Genomic DNA, 22072 nt, shown 5'->3' on the forward strand with positions numbered 1-22072 from the left:
GCCCCTCACACCGGCGGCCGACTCACGGTCGCAGCCGGTTGGCGTAGACGTAAGCACCCACGGACCCGCCGGTGGCAAGACCGGCGTCCGCGTCGAAGCGGTAGTGCACGCCCAGGTAGATCCGACTCAACGCGTTCTCCCGGGCAGCCTGGTCGAAGCCCGTCATGTGCCGGATGACCCCCTTGGCGAAGGGATCGTCGGTGGTGGCATCGAAGGCGATGTCGTTGGTGCCGAAGAAGCCCTTCATCACCGCTGCCCATGCCCCGGCGAAGGTGGCGTGTCCGGAGATGTAAGCCGGGAAGGCCGGTGAGAAGGAGGTACCGTCCTCACGCTGCGACAACGGCTGCCAACCGTTGCCGATCGCAGTCTCCGGTCGCCACAGATCGATTGAGGTCAGGTATTTGGCGTCCCAGGCGGCGATGGCCGCATCGGCCAGGGCCAGGCCGACCAGGCCGAAGAGCCGGGCGTTGGCCAGAATGCCGAGCTTGCGTTGCTTCGCCACGATCTGGGTGTGTGCGAAGAGCTGACCCGGCGGTTTGTAGGTGCCATCCACATCATTGGCCCAGAAGTGCGCGAGCTGCGTCTGGTCGGCGGTACGCAGCGACGACGTCCGGCTGCCGTAATCCCGCACCTCCTGCACCTGGTTGCGGTACTCCTGCTTGCCGAGCAGATCCCGATAGTCGACCGCCCCGGCCGGCAGGCCAGGCCGGAACTGCCGGCCGGAGGTCAACGCGAACGGGGTGACCAGACCCCAGTTCGGGGTGACCGCCGGAGTATGGTCGGTCGGTCGCCACGACCCGTCGATCCCGTCAGGCTGGTACTGCCCGCCCCCGCCGGAGCCGTCGTTCGCGCGAGCCTGAAGGTTAGCGGCCGCCGCCGCGGCACCGACTGCCGTACCCCGCGTGGCTTCGGCGGAGTTCACCCCGGACGGCCGGCGAGCGGCGGCCGTGCCGAGAGCGGCCTCAAGGCTCGCCCTTCGCTGCGGGTACCGAGCAACCAGGACGTCGAACGCCGCCTGGTCGATGGCCGCATGCAGGGACGGGGCCACCACGTCCTCCATGGTGCCCGGATAGCTGACCGGCACCCGCACCCGGTAGGGGTTGCCCATGCCGGTGACCGAGACGGCGGCGTCGTGCATCGCCGCGTGCAGGATCGCCGCGTCCCGAGCAGCGGCGGTGGGTGCCGGGGCCAGGCTCCGGTAGCTGGCCAGCAGAACATCGTTCCAGTACAGGATCGGGTCGTTGACCGCGTCGACGGCCAGCGGGGTGAGCGAGATGTTGTCCAGCCGGACCGTTGAGGCCGCCTGCCCACCGAAGTGGAAGAGGAGCACCGCCTTCGGGTCACCGAACGGGGAGACGAAGTCGAAGGTGAAGCGGCGCATCGTGGCGGTGAGTGCGACGTTCTGGTCGACCGCCGAGGTGAACGGCGTGTCGACGCGGGAGACCGAGACGCGCACGTTGCGGCTGACGTCGGCGGAAGCGTCGAACTGCAACCGGTACGGCTGGGCCGCTGTCACCCCGAACTCGAAGTGCCCAACCAGGTCCTCCCAGACCGGCTTGCCGACCGTGTCGGCGGTGCGGACGAGCAGTTGCCCGACGCTGACCGTCGTACTGGTCGCGGCGAGCCGGGTCCACCAGGGTTCGGTCCTGCCGTTGTCGAACGTGCCGTTGAGGACGAGGTTGCCGGCTGCCGCGGCAGCCGGCGCGGAACGGATGAGGGCCGGGAGGGTGCTGGCGAGCACGACCGCGAGCACCACGCTGAGCAGACGACGCAGTTGCCACCCGGCGGTGGGGTGGCGCGGGCCGATCGATCGGGTCATGGAGAGCCTTTCCGGATCGGTATCGACGACGATCAGGTCGCCGCCGTAGAGTTCGGCTCACCGTAGGAACCACCGCCCTGTTCGCTGCCACCGAACAGGCTTCGGACCAGTGCCGAACACACCTCGGCGCCCGCCAATACCCGGCACGTCGATTCCGCCCGACGTTGAATCACGTCAGCGACCATGCGGCCGTGACCCGCCGAAGTGCGTTTGTCGGCGTGGCCTCGTGCTGGAGTCCGATCGACGCCCGCGCGGCGCAGGATCATCTGCGGTGCAGCACATCCGTCAGCTCGATGTGGAGGTAGATCAGCAGATCCGTGTGTCGGGACAGGGCCGGCTGCTGCAGGAACCCGCCGTCGGCCACGAGGATCGCGTCGTCCGGGGCTACGTGAACGCGTGCGGAGCCCCCGGACACCCACGACGTCGCCACCGAAAGCCAAACCGGGCAGTTGCTGCGGTACCGCGACGGGCGGCCGATCGCCCGACGGCGCTATGACCAACTGTGGGTGCGTATCGGTGAGCATCTGCCGTGGGTGTATGTGCACCGCCACGTATGTCCGTGCCACGTTGCAGGAGGTCGCACGGGCATTGGCGGCGTTGACCAGCGAGCCACACCCACTCGCGTAATCGGATGTATGCATCGGCGTCCGTCAGCCCTGCAGTGAACGGCCCCGGGTTCCTGCAAGATCCGGGGCGGTTCACAGAGCCTACGACCTTGGGATTAGAAGTTGAATCCGGCTTGTGATCCCGGATGCTTGGCGGTCCGCAGGGGTGTCTATCTGTCCAGCTAGACGCCCTTGCGGATCCTCCTCCATGGTGCTTGGAGGTGCCGAATACCGGATCCTCTGGGCTCAGATCGGGCGCACACCCACCCAGCCGGAGCAACAACCATCTCCGTTGGGAGGAAGTACCGCGGAGACACGATTGAAGTCGCAGAGGGGAAAAACCCGTGGGGAGGACACTTCGCGACCTGCGGTTTTATCGGGGCTCGGGTGCGGCTTTTCGCTGGTCGGTCGAGAGTGTCATACGGCTGTGGTCGCATGCGGCTGCCGTTGTGAGCGTGGGTGTGGTTGGAGGACATCGCGGTGGACGCCGATCAGGAAAGGGTCGATGTCAGGATCTGGGGCAAGTCTAATTAGGTGCGCTTGTCTACGAGTCAAAGCCCCCGGTCGTCGGGGATGTCACTCGACACATGGTGATCGACGGGCAGCAGCGCATGACCACAATCCAACTGATGATCGATGCCGTCCAGGCGGCAGTCGCCCAGCGTGGGCACGACCTCCTCGCTGAAGACCTCGAAGAGCTCATTCTCAACCGCTCGTCGGCCTTCAAGGGCAAGCCCGAGCGTTTCAAGCTATGGCCGTCCAAGCATGACCGACCTGCGTTCGCCCAAGCCTTGCTCCTATGTCAAGCCGCTGCCGGATGCAAGTCCGACACGGCTGGTTGCTGGGTGGACTACTGGGGGGAGCGTCTGCCGGAGCGTACCCCTGGAGTATCAGGGAGACTCCACCAACCGGCACTTCCGCTACCAGACCAGCGACCGCGAGGCAGTCTGCAGGAGTTCCGAGCGGGAGACGAAACCTGGAAGCATCGCCATCCCTGGCGACCGCTCTGACCAGACCCCCTAACGACCGCCCCACCGCCGCGGTCCCGTCGCATCGACGCACACGGTAGGCGGCTAGCTTGATCTTTGGGTCAGTCTGGCGCCGTCGGCATCAAGCCCGAGCCCGACAAGCCCACTACACACGCCTACTCGACCTCGAACTCCAGCCATGATCCCGAACGGCGGCTGCCGTAGTTGGGGAAGCCAGGACGTGAATACCCGTATCCAGACGGCGGGGGCAAGCCAGCGACGACCGTCGCGATTGGCGTGTGGGCCGGTCCGGGTGCGGGTGCGCCGGTCACATATGGTCGCTACCACAATATCGGTCTCGACAGCCTCCTGCGTCGACGTCTATCACTGGTTGGGATTTGCTCAGAAGGACTCCGCAAAGAGGAGGAAATCCTGGCCGCTCGCGGATCTTGCATTCGGTGATGCAGGGGTCTCCGGGGGAGCCGCGATCCGTCGGCTAATATGCACCGGTGAATGTCACTCGTCCTGCCATTCCGCCCTCGTGCCGTCATCATGTTTCCGGTTGAGCTGCCACCTGTCTTGGCCGGGCGGGAGAAGGAACTGTCTGTGCTGCGTACGGCCGCCGAGGCCATCGGCCAGGGCCGCGGTGCGGTGGTCTGGGTGGAGGGCGAGGCCGGCATCGGCAAGTCGTCGCTCGTCGCCGCCGCACTCGACGACGGCAGGGACGGGCCGCACACGGTGTTGTGGGGCACCGCGGACCAGTTGTCCCACCGTTTTCCGCTGCGGGTGATGCTGGACTGTCTCCAGGTGCGGGCGCGTTCGCCTGACCCTCGCCGGGCGCGGGTCGCCGAATTCCTGCGGGACCGGCGACCGGGGCTGTTCGCCGCGGACGACATCACCTACACCGCCACCGAGATGCTCGTGTCGCTGGTCGACGAATTATGCACCGAGGCCCCCACGGTGCTGGTCCTCGATGACCTGCAATGGGCCGACGAGGCCTCGCTGATGCTGTGGCACCGGCTCGCCCTGGCCGTCGACGAACTTCCGCTGCTGCTGGTCAGCGCCACCCGTCCGGTACCCGCTCGCCAGGACGTACAGACGTTGCGGGCGGCCACTCTGCGTCGCGGCGGCATTCTGGTCCCGCTCGGCGCGCTCAGCGCGGACGACGTCCGTACGGTGGTGACCGGAACGCTCGGGGTGTCGCCGGGTCCCACCCTCATCCGCCTGCTCGGGCGCGCCATGGGCAACCCGCTGTACCTGCGCGAACTGCTCGACGCCGTGACCCGGGAGCAGGCGGCCGGCGTCGCGCTGACCGGCGGGGAAATCTCCGACGACGCCTTCGAACGGGTTCCCGCCTCCTTCGCGGCTGCCCTGAGCGACCGACTGAGCGTGGTGTCGGCCCCCACCGCCCAGATGCTGCGGACCGCATCCCTGCTCGGCGGTGAGTTCGCCGTGGCCGACCTCGCCGCGCTGCTGCGCCAGACTGCGTCGGACCTGGCCGAGGGTCTTCAGGACGCAGTGGCGGCGGGCCTCGTCGTCGGCGTCGGCGACCAGCTCGCCTTCCGGCACCCGTTGATCCGCCAGGCTCTCTACGACAGCGTGCCGGCGGCGCTGCGCGCGGCGCTGCACTGCGAGGCGGCAAAGACCCTGGCTGCCGCCGGTGCCGAACCGCTGCGGGTGGCCCAGCAACTGTTGGCGGCCGGCCGCCCCGGTGACGACTGGACCCGCACCTGGGTGGTCGAAGCGGCACCGGCGCTGACCACCCGAGCCCCGGACATCGCGACCGAGCTTCTGCAACGCGAACTGGAGGCGAGCCACCCCGACCGGGCCGACCGGGCCGCCCTGACCGTCGAACTGGCCCGGGTGCTGCTCGGCGCGGGGCGGCACCCGGAGGCCGCCGACCGGGCCCGGCAGGCGCTCGCCGTGGCGACCCGGCCCGAACACCGGGCCGAGATGTCCTCGATACGGGCTCGCGCGTTGTTCAGCCAGGGTCGAAACGAGGAAGCCGTCGACGTCTTACGCGGTGCCCTCGGCAGCCCCGACGTGCCAGCGGTGTGGCGGGCCTGTCTGCTGGCCTCGCTGTCGATGTTCGAGCGGGCCAGCACCGGCGACCTGGAAACCGCCGACAGCACCGCGCGTCAGGCGCTGCGGGTCGGGGAGGAGGCCGGGGATGCTTTTGCCACCGCCTACGCGTTGACGGACCTGTGGTTGACCCACTCGGTGCGACGCGACCACGACGCCGCCCTCGCGTACGTCGATCGGGCACTGACCGTGCTGGGCGACGCGCCGGAGCACAGCGACCTGCGTACCTTCGCCTTCGACGGCCGGATCTTCACCCTGCAGAACCTGGACCGGTGGCCGGAGGCGGAGGCGACCCTGCGCCGGGCGCGTGAGCTGGGCCAACGGGTCGGTGGGGCCGGCCAGGGCACTTCGGCGCTCACCGCCGCCGTGCTGCTGTACTGGCTCGGCCGCTGGGACGACGCCCTGGCCGAACTCGAGGCCGTCGACCGGGACACCAACGGCCTGACGTACTCCGGTCTTCGGGAACGGGGACCGGCGCTGCTCTGGCACGGTGTCGGCGCTCTGATCGCCGCGCGCCGCTGTGACAGCGGCACCATGGACGACCACCTCCGGGCCGGCCTCGCGCTTCCGGTCCGGACCGTCGCCGACCGGGAGAACCGCGACTTTCTGCTTGCCGCCCGGGCGCTGGCGGCCGAGCAGGAGGGGGAGCCGGCGCGGGCGCTGGCACTGCTGTCGGAGGTCCTCGACCCCCAACCCGGCGAGATGACGCTGCTCCACCAGTGGGCGCCGGAACTGGTACGACTCGCGCTGGCGGTGGAGGACCGATCGGCGGCGCGAGCGGCCCAGCGCGCCTGCCGGGCCGAGGCGGCGGCGGAGTCCCGGGAGGGTCGGGCCGCCGCGGCGGCCCGCCGGTGCCAGGGCCTGCTCGACGGCGATCCGGCGCCGCTGCACGAGGCGGTCGGGTATTACCGGTCGGTCGGCGCGCCGGTCGAGTTGACCGGCACGCTCGAAGACCTGGCGGCGGTGCTCGCCCTGCGGGGCCAGCAGACCGAGGCGAGGAAGGTGCTCGGCGAGGCGGTCGATCGGTACGACGCCCTCGGCGCGGTGTGGGACATCCGCCGGGCCGAGGGACGGCTGCGGCGGCACGGCGTCCGTAGGGGCGTCCGTGGTCCCCGGCCCGCCCGGGCGCAGGTCGGGTGGGAGGCCCTCACCCCGACGGAGACCCGGGTGGCCGCCCTGGTGGCGCAGGGGCGCTCCACACCGGACATCGCCCGGGAGATGTATCTCTCCCGCCGTACCGTGCAGACCCACATCTCGCACGTCCTCGGCAAGCTCGGCGTACGGAGCCGGGTGGAGATCGCCCGTGAGGCGTTGCGCCGCGAGGCGGTGTCCGGCGCGGGATCCTGACCCTCGCCGCCGGGCGGGACGGTGAGTCCCCTCGGCCCAGCGGACATCAGCCAGGTGACGTAGCGGAGTCGGTGACGGCGCCGGGACCACGCGTCCGGCCGGGCAGGCGCAGGGGTAGCGGCCGGGAACCTGCCGGTTTCCGATGCGAGCCGCGCTGCCCGGGGCGATGGTGGCGACCATCGGTAGGAGGTCCGGAGCCCGGGATCGGATCTTCCGCGTCAACTGACCGATGTCCGTCAGGACCGGCGGGTCCAGCATGTGTCCGGAGGATGTCGTCGATGGGGGGACGGAGGAGTTCCGGTGATGGACCATGCCAACCACGAGCCGATCCGGGTACGGGCGTCCGGGCCGACGGGACCGGAGGACCACCGGTCGCCGGCGTACGCCGGACAGCCGTTCACGGTGCGCTGCTTCGGCGGATTCCAGCTGCACATCCCGGGGCGACGGTTGGACTGGACGAACGTGCGGCCACGGGTCCGCGCCCTGCTGCGCTTCCTGGCCGTCCACGGTGGTCGGCCGGTGCACCGGGAAGTGATCCTGGCGGCGCTCTGGCCCGAACTGCCGGTCCGCTCCGGCATCCGTAACCTGCACGTCGGCGTCTCGACGCTGCGGGCCTTCCTGGAACCGGGTGTACGGCGCGGTGCGTCCCGGTTAGTGCGGCGCGACGGCGAGTCGTACCTGCTGGCGCTGCCGCCCACCGCGCACTGCGACGTGCGTTCGTTCGACGAGGCGATCACGGCCTGGCGTCGCACCGCCGGTACGGGACAGCGCGGCGCTGCGGCTGCCGCACTGCGGGAAGCCCTCGCCCAGTACACAGGTGACCTGTTGCCGGAGGAGGGGCCGGCCGAGTGGATCGTCGCCGAGCGCGACCGCTACCGCACGCTGGCCGCCGAGTCGGCGGCGACGTTGGCCGCGCTCGAACTGGAAGCGGAGCGACCCGCCGCGGCAGTCGCGGCCGCTCGGCGCGGACTGGAGATCGACGGATTCCGGGACGACGCCTGGCGGGTGCTGGCCGAGGCGCATCAGCGCTCCGGTGACATGGCGGCGGCAGCGCGGGCCTGTAGCGCGTACGACCAGGTGTTGCGGACGCTCGGGGTGCCCGGGCCGGTGCGGGCGGCGTGAGCGCGGTCAGGGACGCCGGAAGACCTCCACCTCGCCGATCGCCGTACGGCGGCCGGGCGCGCTGCCGTAGCTGTCGCGGACGGTCAGCCGTAGCCGCACCACGTCGTTGACGACCCAGTGGAAGGTCTGCGGACCGGCCTGATCGGTGAGCCGCAGCGTCGTGCTCTCCGAACTCCGGCTGGTCCAGGCGGTCAGTTCCAGTTCCGCCGGCCGGGCCTGCCGAAGGAACTCGTCGCGTTGCGCCGACACCCCCGGATGGATGATCAGGTCGAGTAGCCGGAACGGGTCGGCGAAGGTGAGTTCCACGTACTCGTCGCGTCCCGCGCCGCCCGTGGCAGGAGCCCAGTGACTGTTGCTGATCCCGTCCGCGACGAGCTCGGGTGGGTGGTCGGCCGCATGACTGGACGCGCTCACCGACACCGGACTCGCCGGCTGCGGATCGGCGAGCCGGTCCCGAATCGCGTCGCTGGCCCGGCTGCCGAGCCGCACCGCGCCGTAGCCGAGACCGGCGAGCAGGGCGGCGGCGAGCAGCACGGCGCCGACCCGGCGCACCAGGCCCCATCCGCCCGACCGGGGCCGGACCAGCCAGCGTGCCGCACGCAGCAGGGCCCGGCCGAGCCGGCGCCACCAGGAGACCCGGACGGCGGGTCCGGGCGCGGTGCCGAGGGCTGTGCCGCACCGCCGGCAGAACCTCCGCTCCGTTGGGTTGCCGGTCGCGCAGGCCGGACAGACGACATCGCCGGAGCCGTCCTCCGTTCCGGGCGGATGCTGCCGTACCACGGGTCGGCGGGCCCGCGGGCGAGCCGGCTGGACCGCGCTGATCGCCCCGTCCGGCGGATCGGCGGTTACCGGGTGTGCCTGGTCGTCGGCGCTGTCGGCCAGCGCGTGGTCGCCGGCGCTGTCGGCTGCCGGCGGCGCCGCACGGGCCAGCCCGGTCGCCCGCGTGCCCATCGCAGGATCCGTCTCCGCGCCCGGGGACGGGACGGAGTGGATCGGGGCCGCCGCTGTGGGCGCAGCGGCACCATCCTCGGCCTGCTCCCAGCCGAGGAAAGACCCGCAGACCGCGCAGAAGGCACCGCCCGGCTCGGCCGGTGCACACCGCTCACAGCGCTGCATTGTCGCCGCCCTCCGGCTTCTCGTCACCCTCGACGACCACCCGGAGCACGCAGGGCACGTGCGCCGGCCGGTTCGCCTCCACCAAAGCTCGTAGCCGCGCCGACGGAACCAGCCCGGGATCGGACACTCGCACCGTCACCGTCAGGGCGGGCACCGCGGAGCCAGGAAGCGGTCCCCCCGGGGTCGACGACCAGGCCGCACCGCCGCTCTCGTTGATCTCCGGCCACACCCCGAAAACCGTCCGTACCTGCTCCGCCAGGCCCCGTGCGGTGCCGCGCATCCGGTGCAGCGCCACCGCGTTGGCGACCGCCGTGCGACGCTGCTCCAGCGTCCATCCCGGCGCGGTCTCGGCCGCCACCCAACTGGCGAGCCAGTCGACGAAGTCGTGCGGGGCCAGCCGCGGATCCAGGTAGGCGGCGAGGTTGTCCAGCGTCGAGTGCACCGGAGCCAACACCTCGTCGAACGCGGCGAGCAGCCGGCCGGTCAACTCGTCCGTGCCGTAGATCGCCGGTAGCCGCCGACCGAACGGCTGTGGCGTGCCGAGGCCCGCCAACGCGCCCCGCATCAGACGCTCCCTTCTCCGTCCGCGTCGACTTCAGCGTTCCTCGACCCGGACCTGGTGCTCGTAGGAGAAGACCAGCGCATGCCGGTCCAGTTCGACCCGTGGTGTCGCCGCGCCGCGCTGCCCGGTGATCGGGTCGGCGGGAAACAGCAGCACCTCTTCCACCAGCGCGACACCGGTCAACCGCTGGAGCACCCCGAAGAGTTCACCGGACTGCACCGGCCGACCGAACGGCCAGCCCGACCCGTCCGGCCCGCCGCGCAGCGGGTTGAGGTAGCCGTACAGCGCGTCGAGGGCGGCGGCACGCAGCCGCTCGGCGGATGCGCCGGGCCGGGCGGTCAGCCGGGCGGCCACCGTGACTCCCTGGTAGAAGGGCGGTTCCACGACCAGCCGTACCCCGATGGGTCGGCGGGCGTCCAGGTGCTCGGCGACGGTGGCGAGCATGTCGTCGGGTGGGATCAACTGCTCGAAGCGGAGCCGTTCGCCGCTGTCCGCGACCGCCTCGGGCACGACGAGGACGCGTACGCCGCCGGCATCGGCGCCGTCTCCGGCGGACAGGCACCGGATCCGGGCCGCCGCCGGCACCGCCTGCCCGGCGATGAGTTCGTAGTCGCGGGCGGTCACCGCCCGGTCCTGGGCCCGCAACTGCACCGGACCTCGCTGCCGGGCGCTCTGCACCGACTCGCCGTCCACCCCGCCGGCGGCGGCCTCCCGGTTCTCCACCCGGCTGACGTACGGCACCGAGCTGCGCAGGGTGGAGATCGCTCCCCGGGCCACGTTGCCGCGTCGCCCGCCTCCGGTGCGGTACCGGCGCACCCGCAACCGGGTGCCGTTCGGCGGCACCGCGCCGTACCGGCGCAGCGAACCGTCAGGCTCGCGGACCGCGGGCCCGAACGCCACCTCGCCGGTGCTCCGGTCCACCGTCACGCACCGGTCGTCCGGGCCGGTGGCACCGAACGCGTCCACTTCGGCCCACTCCTGCCAGCCGGTGCCGTCGGAGACCTCGACCACGAACGGTTCGTCGTCGGGGATCACCGGTGGCCGGGCCACCCGGAAGCGTTGGCCGGACACCCCCTCGGACTCGCCGAGGAACTCCTCGGTCACCGTCTCGGCGTGCACCGCGGTGACCGTGCCGCCGAGGGTGAAGGCGGACGCGGCCCGGATCGTCGGTGACGCGGAGTAGAACGGTTGGCCCGCTTCCGCGGCCACCAGCCGGCACCGCAGCCAGCCCGCCCGCTGACCGCCGACGACGGAGGCGGTGTGTCCGGCCGGTACGTGCAGCACGACGTCGCCGGGTCGGTTGAGTCCGCCGGTGGAGTCGCTGTCGACCTCGCACGCGACCCAGCCGGCGCCGTCCCATGCCTCCCAGCGCAGCGGCGGCTGCCGGGGGTCGACGCCGATGCCCTCCACCCGGCTCTCCAGCCGCAGCACCACCGCACAGGACGGGACCGCCGTGTCCAGGCCGAGCAGCAGGGCGTCGCCGACCGTGGGCGGTGTGGTGAAACAGGGCACGTCCCGGCCGCCGAGCACCTGGTCGGTGCGGTCGGCTCCCGGGCCGTCGGCGGGGTGGACCCGGAGGTGGGTCAGTTCGCACGGCACGATCGCCAGGTCGCTGACGGTGCCGAAGACGATGGCCTCCTCGGTTTCGGTACGGACCGTGCCGGCTTCGGTGCCGGCGCGCAGCAGCACCGTCTCGGGCTGCGGAGCGGCGAGCCAGAAGGTGAGGTCGACCCGGGCGGCGGTCGGCGGGTAGAGGCGGACGCCGATCAGGTCGAGGAACGCGAGGTAGTTCTTCTCCGGCACCCGGTTCAGCCGGTACAACAGCTCGTCCGTCATCTGGGCGAACGCCTCGATCAGGGTGACCCCCGGGTCGGAGACGTTGTGGTCGGTCCACTCCGGGCAGCGTTGCTGGATGAAGCGTTTGGCGTCGTCGACGAGCTGCTGGAAGCGGCGGTCGTCGAGGTTGGGCGCGGGTAGGGCCATCAGTAGATCTCCGCCTCGGGGCTGTCGTACGACGGGATCACGTAGAACGGGAACACCAGGTTGCGGGGATCGTTGGTGCCCCGGACGAGGTAGCGGATATCGATGTAGAGGGTGCCCTCGGCCTCCTCGTCGAAGCCCACGAGCACGTCGGTGACCTCGATGCGAGGCTCCCAGCGGTCCAGCGCGGCCCGCACCTCGAAGGCGATCTGCCCAGCGGTGTTCTCGTCGGCTGGCGCAAAGACGTAGTCATGCACCGCACAGCCGAACTCGGGACGCATCGGCCGTTCGCCTGGTGCGGTACCGAGGATCAGCCGGATCGCCTCGACGATCTCCCGCTCCCGGCTGACCAGGGCGATGCCGCCGCGGGCGTCGACCCGCAGCGGGAACGCCCAACCGGCGCCGATGAACTGCTCCGCCATGGGGGTCAGCCCCCGACGAAGACGTTGGCGGCGCCGGTCAGGATCGTCGCCGAGCAGGTCGTCCGGTCACCCACCCGGGCGGCCGGGAAACCACCGATCAGCACCTGCCCCGACGGCGGTGGCGGGCCGGGCAGCACGACGTTCCCCGGCCCGAGCCCCAGGTGTGCCGGTGGGACCGGGCAGGTGCAGACGGTGCCGACGACGGCGGCCGGCCGACCACCGATCAGGACGCTGCCGACGCCGAGTGTCGGACCACCGCCGGGTGTCGCCGGGGCGACGCCCGGCGGGCCGACGGTGCCGGTGGGCGCGCCGTGACCGACCCTGTCCCCGATCCGGGCTGCTGGTGGCATTGCCTCTGTCCTTCCTGCTCAGTTGATCCGTACGACCTTGCCGGAGATCGCCACGTTGGCGCCGGTGAGTTTCAGCTCGCCGAGTCCGGCGTCCACGGACACGCCCCTGCCCGTGACCGAGACGGGTCCGCGTGACTCGACCGAGACACCGTCGGCCCCCTGGACGGTGACCTCGGTCTTCGCCTCGATCACCACGCTTCCGTCGCTGCGGACCAGCACCGAGGTGCCGGCCCGGTCAAGGTGCAGCAGCAACTTCTCGGCACCCTTCTCGGTACGCAGCCGTACCCCCTGGGTGGCGCTGGTGGTGGGACCGTCGAGCAACTCGACCCAGTTGCCGGTGCTGCCGCGACCGGTCCGGCGTTGTCGGGAGGCGAACGACAGCCGGTTCACCGAGCCGCTCGTCGGGTCGACCAGCGGACCGTCGTGCTCCGACGGCTTGGCGACGCCGTTGTACAGGCCGCCGATCACGTACGGCCGGTCCAGCAGGCCCTGCTCGAACCCGACCAGCACCTCGTCGCCGGCCTCCGGGCAGACGACGCCGCCGCCCTGGCCGCTGCCCACCTGCACCGTGCGGACCCAGTCGGTCTCGTAGTCGAGGTCCAGCCACGGGAACTGGAGTTTGACCCAGGCCCGGTCCAGACGTTCCGGGTGCTTGCCGTCCAGCCCGGCCTTGACGTTGGTGACCACGCCGATGGCCAGACCCGGCATCCGCGCCGACCGGGCCGGGGCCAGGACGCCGGCGGCCAGCCCGGTCAGCGAGCGGTCCTGACCGCCGCTGACGGTCAGCCAGGTCTCGTAGAAGCGGGCCGGGCCGAACACGTGGCGGCTGGCGGTCACGGTGTACTTGCCGGCGAACGGTCGCCCCACCCCGGTGAGCGCGAACGGCACACCGGCCCGCAGCCGTGGGTTGCCCCGGACCGCCACCTCGAGTTCGGCGAAGCCGACCGCCACCTGGGCGGCGAGGGCCCGGGACACCGTGTCGACCTCGGCCTGGGTCTCGTACGGCACGTCGGCGACCAGCATCGTGGACCTGCCGAACCCGGCGGCCAGCTTGCCGGCGGTCACCCCCGGAAGCTGCACCTCGGCGCTGTCACGTACCGGGGCGCGGCCCACCAGTGGTTGACAGGTGCGGCGGTCCCATCCCCGTACCTCCACGTCGGTGAACTGGCCGACCGAGGTGACGGTGGCGCGCATGGAGAGGACGTTCCCGTCCACCTCGGCCACGAAGTCGTTGCGCTCGGCGGTCGCCTGCGGGCCCGGCGCGGCGGCGGCGTGGACGGGGCGGCGGAACTCGAATTTGCCGTCGACCATCGCCACCTCGGCGTCGTTGTCGGCGGCGAGCATCCGGAGGAACTCCCAGTCGCTGACGTTGGGTTGCGACACCATCTCGTAGACCACGGTGGTGGGGTCCAACCGGCCCAGCGGCAGGCCCGCCTTGGTGGCGAGTCTGCGCGCGATGTCGGAGGCGGTCTGGTTGCGGTAGCTGACGACCCGCCGTCCGCGCCGCAGCCGGTGCGACAGGTCCGAGGCCCGGATGATGGTGTAGGTGCCGGTGCCGTCGAACTCCGACTCGACGGTGACCACCTCTCCGGTGAACAGCCTCGTCTCACCGTTGCGGTCACCGGCGCGTACCGCCACGGTCAGCGTCCGGCCGATCGTGATCCCGGTCTTCTCCAGCATCAGCGCGCCAGGGTCGCGGTAGCGCAGGGTGGCCACCGCCGGGTGTTCGGTGCCGTCCTCCACGCAGCCGTACACCAGCTCGTCCGGCCACGGGTCGGGGAGTGTCGCCGGCACGCCGACCTTGAGTAGATTGGTGAGGTTTCCCGTGGACATCCGGCCTACCTCCCGTCGCCTGTGGAGCCGACCCGGTCGGGCGTTGCGGCGCCTGGGTACGCCTCGGCCGGAAACTCGTCGGCGGCGGGCAGCAGCAGCTCGGTGCCGGGGGACAGCCGGGTCGGGTCGTCGATGTCGTTGACCTCGGCGATGGCCCGCCACACGGTCGGGTCGCCGTACTCCCGGTGGGCCAGCAGCGGCAGCGAGTCGCCGTCGACCACCCGGTGGACCCGTCGTGTGCGGTGCCCGCCGGAGGTGGGGTTCTGCCGGGGTTTGGTGCCGCCGACCTCGGTCAGGTTCAGGTCGCAGGTCGCCCGTAACGGGGTGCCGGAGCTGTCGAACAGCGTGTACGTGGCGGTGACCTGGCTGACGTAGGAGTAGAACGAGACGGTCTGGAACTGGCCCCAGGTGAACTTCACCCACGGTGGTGACGGCGCGTCGGCCGCGATGCTCGTCGTCGTGGGTGTGCAGCAGGTCAACAACGTCTCGACCCGCTGCTGCACGGTGCGGCTGTGCGTGTCGGTCACGTCGAGGAACACGGTCAGCGTGAGGCTGCGCGGCTCCGAGCCGCTGAACTCCGCGATCCCGACCTGTTCCGCGCCGCGCACCACGTGGGGGATCCAGGAGGCCGACTTGGTCAGCGTGAGCTGGCTCGGGTTGAACATGAAGTCGATCGGGCCGCCGAGTGGACCGCCGGGGCGGTTTCCGCCGTTCGGCGGCGGGTGGTAGCGCTGGAGGAACGCGGAGACCTTGCCGGTCGGCCTGGGCACTCAACCCACCTCCAGGAAACCGTGGTACGCCAGTTCGATGCTCTCCGTCGCCACCTGCGATTGGGTGGGGTCGAAGGACGGGCCGGTCCAGCGGACGAGTACGACGTCGGCGAGGCCCCACTGCACGAGGACGGCCCGGTCGGGCCGTAGCGCCGCGATCTGGGCGGTGCCCCGCTTGATGCCCTGCGGGAGTGCGGTGAGCAGCCGGGCCACCTTTGCCGTGTCCGGGATCAGCGGCCGGGTCAGCGTGACGTTGGTGTAGCGCACTCGGGACGGCAGCTGCCAGACGAACCCGTTGCTGCCGCCCTCCTGGTGTTGCTCCACCTCGACCTCGCAGCCGAGTCCGTCACACGAGTTCCAGTCACCGAGGTTGATTCCGTCGACCTGGAGCCGGAAGTGGACGCTGGTGCCGGGGTCGGGGCCGGTCATCGCCGACCGTCCAGCCATCGGTCGCTGCGTTCGCGCCCGGTCCGCAGTTCGGCCCGCAGCAGCCGGGAGATCGGTTCGATCAGGCGGTGCGCGAGTTCGTCGAGGGCCCGGCGGTCGAGGTGGTGGAACTGTTCCGCACTCGCCCGGTCCTCGCGTCCCGACCGGTGCTCCGGGCCGGTGTGGCGGTCCGCGCCGCCGGAGGTCGAGGCTGAGCCGGCGCTGCGGTGGGCTGTTCGGGTGGTGGTCGCCGCGCCGGCCGGCGTCGACCGCTGCACCTGGCGGGCTGGCACCGAGTTCGTCGGTGGCACCGTGGTGGTGTTGCCGGGGTGGCCGGTCGAGGCGCGCTGGACCGGCAGTCCGGGCCGCTCCGGCCGCTCGGGGGTGGCGTTCCGGACGTGGTTCGTGGCGGCGGTCTGGGTGGCGCTGGTCAGCGGCGGGCGCACCCGTGCCGCCGGTTGCGGTAGTCGCGCTGCTGGGGGCGGCGGAGGCGCCGACACCGGCCTGGTGGCGGTGGGCACCGGCCCGGTGGCGGCCGGTGCCAGCTGGATCGCTCCGGAGACCTGCCGGGGGCGTGGCTGGGCCCGGCGGTGGGGGGTCGGCCGATCCAGCGGACCGGGGGAAGCTGTTGGGGGTCTGGTCATACTGGACACCTCGTTGGCATTGGCCAGGGTCGGGTTCGTCGTGGTGGTCGGCGGCAAGGATCCGCTGTCGGACGGCCGGATCCAGTGGATCGGCACCGTCGCCGCGCGACCGTCGGCAGCCGTCGCCCCGGGGGCGGCGTACTGCGGTCCTGTCGCCCCGGGGACGGCGTACTGCGGTCCTGTCGCCCCGGGGACGGCGTACTGCGGTCCTGTCGCCCCGGGGGTGGCGTGCTGCGGTGCCGTCGTCGCGGTGCTGGCCCGTCGCAGGATCGGCGTCACGGGTCGCTCGCCGAGCAGCGGCACCCGGCCCGCTCGCCCGGCTGGTTCGGTCGCGGTGGCGTCCGCTGGTCGGGCGGCCCGGTCCGTTCGTGTCGGGTCCGGATCGGCAGCCGTCGGCCGTGGTGGCACCGCCGCCGACGGCGGCACGGGAGGCTGCGGTCGAGTGACCGGCATCTCCGGTCGCTCGGTGTGGGTGTGCGGTGCGACGGCGCGTTGCACCGGACGGGTTGCCGGGTCCGCGGCGCTGGACCGGGTGGAGTCGGTGGCCGTACCGCCGGTGTGGGTGGTGGTGCCGTCCGGGCGAGTCGTGGCCGTGCCGCCGGGCGCATCCGCCGGTGGGCCGGGCCGGTCGGCGACGCCGCCGAAGCGGGGCGACGGATCGGTGGCCGGGCGCGGTTGGACCGTCGGGGCCGGGTCAGGGGTGGCAGTCGACCGGGGCCGGGCCACCGTGCGCGGCTGGACGTCCGGATCGAGTGGTGCCCCGAGGCCGGGCCGCGCGGTGGGTCGGTGCGACGACGGGCCATCCGATTTCACCGGGGCGGTCTCCGGTGCACCGGGAGGGGCCCTGTCCACCGGTACGGCGTCCGGCGTTCGTGGGTGGGCCAGCGTACGTGCGGGTGGGGTGTCACCGGGTGCCGATGCGTGCGGTGCCGGGGTGCCCGTGGGCGACGAGTCCGGGTGCTGGGCCGACGCGGAGCGTTGCACCACCGCCCGGGTCTCGCCGCTCGCGCCGGGCGTCCCGGCGGCGGGCCCCGCAGGGGCGGTCCGGGGCGGTGGAGGTTTGGGGGTCGGCCGGGGTACGGACGGGACCGCCGCCGGGGCGTCCGGTTCGGGGGCGGGCATCACGATGGGCTTGCCGAGACCGAGTCGTGGCGGGGCGGCGGTGCGTCGCCGCGCCGGTGGCGCTGGTCTGACCGGGGGTGCTGTTCCGGCGCTGGGCGTTGGGCCGTGCTGGGTCGGCCCGGCCGGGGGCGGGGTGACCAGGGAGGGGACGACCGTGGCGGGTTCGGCCGTCGGCGCGACGGCGGGGGAGGTGGGGGCCTTCTGGGCACTGCGGGCACCGGTGGCCGCCGAGCTGGTCTGGACGGTGGGGACCGGCATCCGGGTGGCGGTGGGACCGCTGGGCGCGGGTAGCCGGGCGGGCAGTCGGCGCGGCGGTACGGCGACCCGGGCGAGGGTCAGCGGGGTGCCGGCTCGACGGGCGGGGGAGGGACGTACCGCTCGGGGCGCGACGCCAGCCGCCGTCGGCGTGGCGCGGCTGGCGACGGACGGCCCACCCCCGGTTGCCGACCTTCCGCTTTTCGCTGGTCCGCCCCGGCTCGCCGGTTCGCCCCCGGTCGGCGGTCCGCTTGCGGTTGCCGGTACGGCTCCGGTTGGCGTCGCGGCGTCGGCGCCGGACGGTTCACGCGGAGCCGGGAGGACCGCCGAGTCGGGGTCGGTCGACGGGGCGGCTCGGCGTTGCACCGGCAGGTCGTGCCGTGTTGGTGCCGCCTGCGGCGCGGAGACCGGACGGAGCAGGTCGTGCGCTGTTCCGCCGGGCGCGTCGGGGCTGACCAGATGCCCCAACGGTCGCCGGAGGGCGGGATCCTGCCGGGTGGCCAGCCGGTTCGGGAACCCCAGCGGGTCGCTGATCGACACGTCGGCTCCGGCGAGCAGCGGCGTCATCGGAGGCACCCGCCGCCAGCCCGGCTCGGCGTTCGTTCGACGCGGCTCGTCGACCGGACCCGGAGCCGCACCGGCCGACCTGTCTGCTCCGCGCCATCGTCGGAGCAGGTCGCGTACGCCCATCGCCGATCACCGGCCTTCGTTGACGCGGGTGTTGATGGCGGCGATCTCCGCGACGTAGCGCCGCCGTTCGTCGTGGCGCAGGTCGAGGATCTCGTCCTGGGACCAGTGGAAGTGATAGGCGACGTACGCGACCTCCTCGTAGAGTCGGTCGGCCGCGTACGTCACGATTCCCCCAGGCGACCACCGGCGAGGTCCACCTCGAAGGCCGAGTCGCAGTGCGGGCAGGTGACCGCCGCGCGGCTGTGTCCCTCCGCGTTGATCCGCCGGTAGAAGTCCTGGAGGAACGCCAGGTCCGAGGCGAAGAGCCGTTCCACCTGCTCGACCCGTACGTCGGTGATCGTGCCGAGCCGGGTGATGACCATGCTGAGCAGCACCACCGACAGGTAGGCGGGGTTGTCCTTGACCCGCAGGTCGATGAGCGGAGCGAGTTCGTCGCGGGCGGTGGCCAGCCGCATGCTGCCGTCCCGGTGGAGGGCGCCCGCCTCGTCGACGTACCCCCGGGGAAGTTCGAAGGAGAACTCGGTCTGCAGCCTTGGCGGCCCGGACGGGACGCCCCGTCCGGCCGGTGCGTCCCCGACGGCCGGCTCCGGGCTCTCCGGCAGCTCGTCCAGGGCGGTGTGCGAAACCGTACGTCGCCTCATCGGTCTCGCGGTGTGGTGGAGCAGCGGCGTCACCAGCCGCTGCGGACGTCAGGAACTCTTGATCTCCTCGAAGACGATCGTGATCTTCTCGGTGGCCGGGGAGGTGTCACCGGCCTTCAGGCTCGGGCCTTCCCACCTGCTCACCCAGGCGTTGCTGAGATCCCACCGGCGTTGTTCGGTGTTCTCCGAGTTCACGACGATGACGCTGATGTTCTGCCGGGCCGCGTTGATCGCACCCTTCTCGTAGGTGTCCTTGATCCACTCGGTGAACGCGCTGCTCTTGTCCAGGCCGCGGGTGATGGTCACCTCGCCGCCTTTGCGTGCCCCGGGGATCTTGCGCAGGATGTACTCCCCGGTCGGGGTGACCTGGGTGACCTCGATCGCGTCGAGTTCCACGGTGAGGCCGCTGACCTCCTGCACCGACTCGACGCGGGTCTTGCCCAGTTCCACCTGGAATCGGTGGGTCACGAAGGTGTCGCCGGTGTCCGCCATCGCTGGCTACCGTCCTTTCGTTGTCGTCGCCACCTCGACGTCCACTGCGGATCGTCGGCGGGTCATTCCGAGACGAGGCTGGTGCTGTCGGAGTACTGGGACAGCCGGAAGACGACGAACTCGGCCGGCTTCACCGGGCAGACCCCGATCTCGCAGACCACCCGGCCCTGGTCGATCGACTCCGGCGGATTGGTCTCCCGGTCGCACTTGACGTAGAAGGCCGCGGCGGCGGTGCTGCCGAACAGCGCCCCGCCGCGCCACTGCTCGGTGAGGAACGCGGCGATGTTGCGCCGGATGGTGCCCCACAACCGTTCGTCGTTCGGCTCGAAGACCGCCCACTGGGTGCCGAGCAGGATCGACTCCTCCAGGTAGTTGAACAGCCGACGGACGTTGACGTAGCGCCAGGCGGGGTCCGAGGAGAGGGTCCGGGCGCCCCAGACCCGGATGCCCCGACCGGGGAAGGCGCGGATGCAGTTCACCCCCACCGGGTTGAGCAGGTCCTGTTCGCCCTTCGTCACGGTGTTCTGCACCTCGATGACGCCGCGGAGCACGTCGTTCGCCGGTGCCTTGTGGACCCCGCGTTCGGCGTCGGTGCGCGACCACAGCCCCGCGACGTGCCCGCTCGGCGGCATGAACCGGTGCAGCCCGGTCGCCGGGTCGAACACCTTGATCCAGGGGTAGTAGAGGGCGGCGAACCGGGAGTCGTAACCCGCCTCGTCCTGCCGCCAGGAGAGCACCTGCCGGGCGGTCAGCTCCGGCGGCGGGTCGAGCAGCGCCATCCGGTCGCCCATCTGTTCGCAGTGCGAGATGACCGCCAACTGGACCGCCTTGACGTCGTCGAGACCGATCCGCCCCTGCTGGTATGCGCTCATCAGGTCGGGCACCGCGACCATGGTGATCTCGTCGATCGCCTCCAGGCCGCCGAAGCCGGTACGGGCGTCGGCGTCGCCGACGTAGTCGTCGGCGGAGACCCGGGCGGGCAGGCCGACGTCGTCGGTCGGTGCCAGCGGTACGCTCACCGACTGCTTCGCCGGTCGGGCCAGCGCGTTCGCCGGCGCCGCCTCCTCGATCGCGATCAGCTTGGACCGCTCCCGCACCTGGTTGACCACGTACGCCTTGGTGTTCTTCTTCGCGGAGACGTCGAACGTCTCCCGCTCCGCGCCGTTGTGCCGGACCACCAGCCGGAACCGGTCCTCCGGCACGCCCTCGCCCTCGACGTCGGTCACCTCGACCGTGATCTCACCGGCGTTGCCGGCGGCGGGCAGTGCCGTGACGGTGAAGGTGCCGAGTGACACCGGCGGTCCGGCCACCGCCCGGCCCGCCGTGCCCCCGCCGGCCGGGGTCTCCGCGGTACCCACCCGGACGACGTAGCAGACGCCGCCGCCGTTGGCGAAGTAGCCGTACACCGCCTGGGCCAGGTAGGCGCCCTCGACCATCTCCCCGAACGTCTGGACGAACTGGCTCCAGTTGGTCACCAGGGTCGGGGTGTGCAACGGCCCCCGGGCGGCGAAGCCCACGAAGGCGGCCACCGCGGTACCCACCCCCTCGATCGGGCGTGAGCCGCTCGGCACCTCCTCCACGTACACCCCGGGTGACAGGTACGACGGCATGACAGACTCCCTCGAGCAGGACGGTGATCCGTAGAGAGAAGTCTGGGTCGGCGGCAGAACGGCGACCATGACCCGACGGGCGGGCACCCGGGAAGCCGCGCCTACCCGAAAAGGCAGTCGTGCGCGGGTGCGTCAAATGGCGGATGTCTGGCCGGCCGCCGGGCGGCAGGCTCCGCGTACCCGAGGGACACCTCAACCGTCTCCGCCGCGCTCGCGGCCCGGATCCCGGAGTGGTCGGATAACCATGCCCAGGCAGCAGAGTGGCGCCGAGATCGTGTTGGAACCGGCCGCCCGACGGTTCGCCGAGGCGACCGTGGACCCTCCGTATCTGCACCAGTTGGGACCGCAGCGGGGTCGGCTCGTCCTCGACACGCTCCAGTCCGGCAACGCCGCCCGGCCGGATGCCGATGTCCAGGACCGGACCGTGCTCGTCGCGTCGGGCCGCGAGGTGCGACTGCGGATCGTCCGGCCGGCGGGTGCCATCGGTCGCCTGCCGGTGGTCCTCTACCTGCACGGTGCCGGCTGGGTCTTCGGCAGCGGCCACACCCACGACCGGCTGGTCCGGGAGCTGGCCGTGGGCACCGGTGCCGCCGTGGTCTTCCCGCACTACAGCCGCTCACCCGAGGCGCGTTATCCGGTGGCGATCGAGGAGTGCTACGCGGTGCTGTGCTGGCTCGCCGGGCACGGCGCGGCCGACCTGGACGGTGGGCGGATCGCGATGGCCGGTGACTCGACGGGGGCCAACCTGGTCGCGGCGGTGACGCTGCTTGCGAAACGGCACGCCGCCACGCGTCCGGCCGCGCAGGTGCTCTTCTATCCGGTCGCCGACGCCCGGTTCGACACCGCCTCCTACCAGCTGTTCGCCGAGGGGTTCCACCTGCGCCGGGACACGATGCGCTGGTACTGGGACCAGTACGCGCCGCAGCAGGCGGCCCGGTCCGAGATCACCGCCTCGCCGCTGCGGGCGGATCTCGGGCAGCTCTCCGGGCTGCCGCCGGCACTGGTCATCACCGCCGAGGCCGACGTGGTGCGCGACGAGGGCGAGGCGTACGCCCACCGGCTGCGGGCGGCCGGCGTTCCGGTCTCGGCCGCCCGGTACCAGGGGATCATCCACGACTTCGTGATGCTCGACGCGTTGCGCGGCACCGAGGCGGCCGAGGCGGCCATCAACCAGGCGATCACTTTCCTGAAACGGGCGCTGCGGGTGGCTTGACCC

18 protein-coding genes are annotated in these 22072 nt (G+C 71.9%); 4 read left to right on the forward strand and 14 right to left on the reverse strand.

All coding sequences use genetic code 11. The annotated features are described in order from the left end of the window. Nucleotides 1-22: 22 nt before the first annotated feature. A complete protein-coding gene (locus ACFY2A_RS24280; RefSeq protein ID WP_387174798.1) occupies nucleotides 23-1819 on the reverse strand; it encodes a carbohydrate binding domain-containing protein in 1797 nt (598 codons plus the stop codon). A 1234-nt stretch (nucleotides 1820-3053) separates the two neighbouring features. Between ACFY2A_RS24280 and ACFY2A_RS24285 the strand changes: the two genes are divergently transcribed. The 3 genes from ACFY2A_RS24285 to ACFY2A_RS24295 all read left to right on the forward strand — a co-directional run bounded on the left by ACFY2A_RS24285 (nucleotide 3054) and on the right by ACFY2A_RS24295 (nucleotide 7943). Next, entirely contained in the window at nucleotides 3054-3434 is a 381-nt protein-coding gene (locus ACFY2A_RS24285) for a hypothetical protein (protein ID WP_387174890.1), read from the forward strand. Between the two features lie 471 nt (nucleotides 3435-3905). Next, the gene (locus tag ACFY2A_RS24290) at nucleotides 3906-6821 is read left to right on the forward strand and encodes an ATP-binding protein (protein ID WP_387174800.1); all 2916 of its coding nucleotides are present in this window, start codon (nucleotides 3906-3908) and stop codon (nucleotides 6819-6821) included. 303 nt (nucleotides 6822-7124) lie between these two features. Beyond that, nucleotides 7125-7943 (forward strand): BTAD domain-containing putative transcriptional regulator, encoded by an 819-nt coding sequence (locus ACFY2A_RS24295; protein ID WP_387174892.1) that lies wholly within the window; start codon nucleotides 7125-7127, stop codon nucleotides 7941-7943. A 6-nt stretch (nucleotides 7944-7949) separates the two neighbouring features. Here ACFY2A_RS24295 and ACFY2A_RS24300 read toward each other — a convergent pair whose 3' ends face one another. The 13 genes from ACFY2A_RS24300 to ACFY2A_RS24360 form a co-directional block, all read right to left on the reverse strand. After that, complete coding sequence (locus tag ACFY2A_RS24300) at nucleotides 7950-8894, reverse strand: NADase-type glycan-binding domain-containing protein (protein WP_387174802.1); 945 nt, start codon at nucleotides 8892-8894, stop codon at nucleotides 7950-7952. A gap of 151 nt (nucleotides 8895-9045) precedes the next feature. Continuing rightward, a complete protein-coding gene (locus ACFY2A_RS24305; protein ID WP_387174803.1) occupies nucleotides 9046-9624 on the reverse strand; it encodes a phage tail protein in 579 nt (192 codons plus the stop codon). Between the two features lie 30 nt (nucleotides 9625-9654). After that, on the reverse strand, nucleotides 9655-11604 hold the full coding sequence (locus ACFY2A_RS24310; protein ID WP_387174805.1) for a putative baseplate assembly protein: 1950 nt from the start codon (nucleotides 11602-11604) through the stop codon (nucleotides 9655-9657). Next, nucleotides 11604-12023 (reverse strand): GPW/gp25 family protein, encoded by a 420-nt coding sequence (locus tag ACFY2A_RS24315; protein WP_387174807.1) that lies wholly within the window; start codon nucleotides 12021-12023, stop codon nucleotides 11604-11606. The genes ACFY2A_RS24310 and ACFY2A_RS24315 overlap by 1 nt, the downstream gene beginning before the upstream one ends. A gap of 5 nt (nucleotides 12024-12028) precedes the next feature. Then, on the reverse strand, nucleotides 12029-12373 hold the full coding sequence (locus ACFY2A_RS24320) for a PAAR domain-containing protein (RefSeq protein ID WP_387174809.1): 345 nt from the start codon (nucleotides 12371-12373) through the stop codon (nucleotides 12029-12031). Nucleotides 12374-12391: 18 nt separating this feature from the next. Continuing rightward, complete coding sequence (locus ACFY2A_RS24325) at nucleotides 12392-14206, reverse strand: VgrG-related protein (protein WP_387174811.1); 1815 nt, start codon at nucleotides 14204-14206, stop codon at nucleotides 12392-12394. Nucleotides 14207-14211: 5 nt separating this feature from the next. Beyond that, a complete protein-coding gene (locus ACFY2A_RS24330; protein ID WP_387174813.1) occupies nucleotides 14212-14976 on the reverse strand; it encodes a peptidase M23 in 765 nt (254 codons plus the stop codon). After that, complete coding sequence (locus tag ACFY2A_RS24335) at nucleotides 14977-15423, reverse strand: phage tail protein (protein WP_230462653.1); 447 nt, start codon at nucleotides 15421-15423, stop codon at nucleotides 14977-14979. Further along, a complete protein-coding gene (locus tag ACFY2A_RS24340) occupies nucleotides 15402-17990 on the reverse strand; it encodes a hypothetical protein (RefSeq protein ID WP_387174816.1) in 2589 nt (862 codons plus the stop codon). Before ACFY2A_RS24340 ends, ACFY2A_RS24335 begins: the two co-directional genes overlap by 22 nt. Before the next feature lie 129 nt (nucleotides 17991-18119). Beyond that, on the reverse strand, nucleotides 18120-18278 hold the full coding sequence (locus ACFY2A_RS24345) for a DUF6760 family protein (protein ID WP_230462654.1): 159 nt from the start codon (nucleotides 18276-18278) through the stop codon (nucleotides 18120-18122). Continuing rightward, a complete protein-coding gene (locus tag ACFY2A_RS24350; RefSeq protein WP_387174818.1) occupies nucleotides 18275-18754 on the reverse strand; it encodes a hypothetical protein in 480 nt (159 codons plus the stop codon). The genes ACFY2A_RS24345 and ACFY2A_RS24350 overlap by 4 nt, the downstream gene beginning before the upstream one ends. A gap of 48 nt (nucleotides 18755-18802) precedes the next feature. After that, complete coding sequence (locus tag ACFY2A_RS24355; protein ID WP_155218860.1) at nucleotides 18803-19246, reverse strand: phage tail protein; 444 nt, start codon at nucleotides 19244-19246, stop codon at nucleotides 18803-18805. 62 nt (nucleotides 19247-19308) lie between these two features. Continuing rightward, nucleotides 19309-20856 (reverse strand): phage tail sheath family protein, encoded by a 1548-nt coding sequence (locus ACFY2A_RS24360; protein WP_387174821.1) that lies wholly within the window; start codon nucleotides 20854-20856, stop codon nucleotides 19309-19311. A 244-nt stretch (nucleotides 20857-21100) separates the two neighbouring features. On the opposite strand from ACFY2A_RS24360, the gene ACFY2A_RS24365 reads away from it, so the two are divergent. Next, nucleotides 21101-22069 carry an alpha/beta hydrolase gene (locus ACFY2A_RS24365; protein WP_387174823.1) on the forward strand — a complete coding sequence of 323 codons (969 nt, stop codon included), beginning with the start codon at nucleotides 21101-21103 and terminating at the stop codon, nucleotides 22067-22069. The last annotated feature ends 3 nt before the right edge of the window (nucleotides 22070-22072 follow it).

Origin of the sequence: Micromonospora sp. NPDC000442, assembly GCF_042898635.1 — a bacterium.
GTDB lineage: Bacteria > Actinomycetota > Actinomycetes > Mycobacteriales > Micromonosporaceae > Micromonospora.

Bases quoted from the DNA above. Each gene is read 5' to 3' on its own strand.
- ACFY2A_RS24280 (WP_387174798.1), bottom strand. From the start codon at position 1,819: ATGACCCGATCGATCGGCCCGCGCCACCCCACCGCCGGGTGGCAACTG.
- ACFY2A_RS24285 (WP_387174890.1), top strand. From the start codon at position 3,054: ATGATCGATGCCGTCCAGGCGGCAGTCGCCCAGCGTGGGCACGACCTC.
- ACFY2A_RS24290 (WP_387174800.1), top strand. From the start codon at position 3,906: ATGTCACTCGTCCTGCCATTCCGCCCTCGTGCCGTCATCATGTTTCCG.
- ACFY2A_RS24295 (WP_387174892.1), top strand. From the start codon at position 7,125: ATGGACCATGCCAACCACGAGCCGATCCGGGTACGGGCGTCCGGGCCG.
- ACFY2A_RS24300 (WP_387174802.1), bottom strand. From the start codon at position 8,894: ATGGGCACGCGGGCGACCGGGCTGGCCCGTGCGGCGCCGCCGGCAGCC.
- ACFY2A_RS24305 (WP_387174803.1), bottom strand. From the start codon at position 9,624: ATGCGGGGCGCGTTGGCGGGCCTCGGCACGCCACAGCCGTTCGGTCGG.
- ACFY2A_RS24310 (WP_387174805.1), bottom strand. From the start codon at position 11,604: ATGGCCCTACCCGCGCCCAACCTCGACGACCGCCGCTTCCAGCAGCTC.
- ACFY2A_RS24315 (WP_387174807.1), bottom strand. From the start codon at position 12,023: ATGGCGGAGCAGTTCATCGGCGCCGGTTGGGCGTTCCCGCTGCGGGTC.
- ACFY2A_RS24320 (WP_387174809.1), bottom strand. From the start codon at position 12,373: ATGCCACCAGCAGCCCGGATCGGGGACAGGGTCGGTCACGGCGCGCCC.
- ACFY2A_RS24325 (WP_387174811.1), bottom strand. From the start codon at position 14,206: ATGTCCACGGGAAACCTCACCAATCTACTCAAGGTCGGCGTGCCGGCG.
- ACFY2A_RS24335 (WP_230462653.1), bottom strand. From the start codon at position 15,423: ATGGCTGGACGGTCGGCGATGACCGGCCCCGACCCCGGCACCAGCGTC.
- ACFY2A_RS24340 (WP_387174816.1), bottom strand. From the start codon at position 17,990: ATGACGCCGCTGCTCGCCGGAGCCGACGTGTCGATCAGCGACCCGCTG.
- ACFY2A_RS24350 (WP_387174818.1), bottom strand. From the start codon at position 18,754: ATGAGGCGACGTACGGTTTCGCACACCGCCCTGGACGAGCTGCCGGAG.
- ACFY2A_RS24355 (WP_155218860.1), bottom strand. From the start codon at position 19,246: ATGGCGGACACCGGCGACACCTTCGTGACCCACCGATTCCAGGTGGAA.
- ACFY2A_RS24360 (WP_387174821.1), bottom strand. From the start codon at position 20,856: ATGCCGTCGTACCTGTCACCCGGGGTGTACGTGGAGGAGGTGCCGAGC.
- ACFY2A_RS24365 (WP_387174823.1), top strand. From the start codon at position 21,101: ATGCCCAGGCAGCAGAGTGGCGCCGAGATCGTGTTGGAACCGGCCGCC.